This window comes from Bartonella sp. MR100HLJHH (assembly GCF_042194215.1).
In the GTDB taxonomy this organism is placed as follows: Bacteria; Pseudomonadota; Alphaproteobacteria; order Rhizobiales; family Rhizobiaceae; genus Bartonella; species Bartonella grahamii.
The window spans coordinates 1-3024 of record NZ_JBHIMR010000021.1 but is presented as its reverse complement, the minus strand read 5'-3'; the positions used below and the strand labels follow the sequence as shown (position 1 = coordinate 3024).

Below are 3024 nucleotides of genomic sequence, written 5' to 3'. Positions count from 1 at the left end.
AAACAGAAAAAGTTCTCGCAAAGGGAGGTGCGACGGATCATGAAAAAATCACACAACTATCCTCGTTTTATTTTAAAGCTCTTCAAGCGAAAAAATCTAAAACTCGAGAGTATGTCGCTTATCCCTACGATAAAAGCGCAATGATTTCACAACAAATACTCTAAATCATTCGCCGGACAACTTAACCTTTTTCCGCAACTATACCTTATAGCCTCTTAAGCATACAAAATGATCTCTTTCACTTTAAAAACTATAAACCGCAGATCTAACAATAGCATACAAACATGCCTTCATCATATCCGTTCTATCTATTTTCTCCCCCTCAAATTCAGAAATTTTGTTGCAAAAAGAGAACCCTTCTTAAAGGCGAAAAAAATCAAAAACCCATTAACCAAATCGCTAATCAACCTTAATCGCAGCCTTGCCGAAGCTCTAATTACTTCCGTTCGTCTCTGCGACAAACCTAAACTTTGTAAAGAACAAACAAAACCACACCACAAAATCATCCCTAGCGCTGAAATGTGTTTTTTTTATGTTCTGAATATGTTTTTTTACTTGGAGAATTTGTTATGAAAAAATTATATACCACATCAAAAGCGCCAGTGGTGAATGATTTTAAAAATTCTTTCTCGCTTTATCAATTACTTTTTATTAAAGCGCTTTCATTGGCTTCAGTGATTATCTTTTTATCAAATATTTCTCCTGTTTCTGCTAATACTCAGATTTTTAATAACATATCAAGCGGTTTTAGTGGCGGTACAAATGTGCTTAAAGCCATTCCACCAGCCTATGTTGTTGGCAGTAAATTATATAAAGATAGTGGCTCTGCATTTATAGAGGATGAAGATGCCTTCAAAAATTTAAATCCTAATATTAAGTTTCAAACGCAACTTGCACTTGATACTGCGCTTGAGACTGCATTTGCGGGTAGGGAAAGTTCTAAGGATGAAGATGCTTTCAGAAATTTAAATCCTAATATTAAGTTTCAAACGCAACCTGCACTTGATACTGCACTTACGGGTAAGGAAAGTTCTAAGAAGGAAAGTTCTAAGAATGTAGCGGATGCATTTTCTAGCGTGAAAAGTGCTTTCACAAGTTTAAATCATCAACTTGAACTTGCTGAGATAAAGAATCCCCCTGCTATTGAAGAGAAACAAAATAATCTATCTCAAGGTCATGATCAGCATAAGAATATAGAAGGTTTAATCCGTGGATTAGGTCGGGATGATGAAGAAAGGGCGGTAACTATTGCTGCTGCCTCACCATTAAAAAAAATAAATATTATGAATAGTAACAATGAACCTCGGATTATTTTTAATCTTGCTGCTGGTAAGACCACAAAAGACTCAACCGAAGCGGTAAATGGTTCCCAGATTCATAAATTGGGCGAAGAGATTGCGAAGGCTTTTGGCGGTAGTACTGGCTTGACTCCGAATGGAAATTGGTCGTACGGTTTCATACCTGCAGCGAACTACCAGAACGGCCACGCGATGTCCTCCGACTCTTTCGATCTATTTAGTGCCTTGTCTAATATGGGTTCAAGTTTCATGAGCATTGCTAGAGACTTTAACCATACTACAAAAGCTTTAGGCGGTGGTTCTGGCTTTGATCTTACTAACGTTTCCTCTAATCTTGACGATGGTTGGGTTGATCCGACTTACGAAATCTCCAATGTTTCTGAAGATGGTAAAGTGGGAAAGACAAGCTTCAATGATGTTGGTAGTGCGTTTGCGGGTCTTGATACGAGTGTCAAGAATGTGAATACGCATCTAGCGAATGAGATCAAAAAGTTTGATGAAAAACTAAGCAATATTACTCAAGCATCTCAAGGTGATGCCTTGTCGTGGGACAAGACTAAAGGCGCCTTTGTAGCCTTGCATGGGGAAAAGGACAGCAAAACAAACAGCAAGATTACATCACTTAAGAATGGAGACGTTACTGCAACCTCAAGCGATGCTGTAGCGGGCAATCAGCTTTATACCCTAGGAAGCAGTGTTGCAAAATCCTTAGGCGGTGCTGCTAGCTATGAGAATGGCGCATGGGTTGCTCCTACATTCAAGGTTAAAACCTTCAATAAAGATGGCACTGCGACTGAGAAGTCTTATGACACTGTCGCGACTGCCTTTGCCGGTGTTGGTGATTCATTCGAAAACGTTAAAGATACATTCAAGAATGTTAAGGATGAAATTACCAAAGAGATTGAAAAAGACATTACCCTTGTTCAAAGCGATTCCTTGTTGTGGGACAAGACTAAAGGCGCCTTTGTAGCTTTGCATGGGGAAAAGGACAGCAAAACAAACAGCAAGATTACATCCCTTGCAAATGGTGACGTTACTGCAACCTCAAGCGATGCTGTAGCGGGCAATCAGCTTCATACTCTTGGGAACAGTGTTGCAAGTTATTTTGGCGGTGGTGCTAAGTATGATGGTGGAACATGGACCGCTCCTACATTCACGGTTAAGAGCGTGAAAGAAGATGGGAAAACAGAAGATAAAGGCTATCATGATGTAGCAACAGCTTTTGCTGGAGTTGGTACCTCTTTCTCAAATGTGAATAATTCTATTACGAATATTAAAAAAGAGGTTACCAAAGAGATTGCGGATGCAAAAAGTGATTCATTGAATTGGAGTAAAACTGCTAATGCCTTTGTAGCGCAGCATAAAAAGACGAAAGAAGAAGAAGACGGCACAGTTGTAGTAACACAAGAAAACAGCAAGATAACGTCTCTTGCAGCTGGAGCTATCAGTGAAACTTCAACAGACGCCGTTAATGGCTCACAGCTTCATACATTAGGGAGCAGTGTTGCAAAATCTTTAGGCGGTGCTGCTAGCTATGAGAATGGTGCATGGGTTGCTCCTACATTCACGGTTAAGACCTTCAATAAAGATGGCACTGCGACTGATAAGTCTTATGACGATGTTGCGACTGCCTTTGCTGGTGTTGGAACTTCATTCGAAAACGTTAAAGATACATTCAAGAATGTTAAGGATGAAATTACCAAAGAGATTGAAAAAGACATTACCC

Annotated in this window: 1 pseudogene; it reads left to right on the top strand. The window is 39.5% G+C overall.

Features of this window, described 5'->3' with window-relative positions:
• Nucleotides 1-569 precede the first annotated feature (569 nt).
• Nucleotides 570-3024: pseudogene (locus ACFIJ7_RS08445) on the top strand (hypothetical protein); the annotation flags it as partial.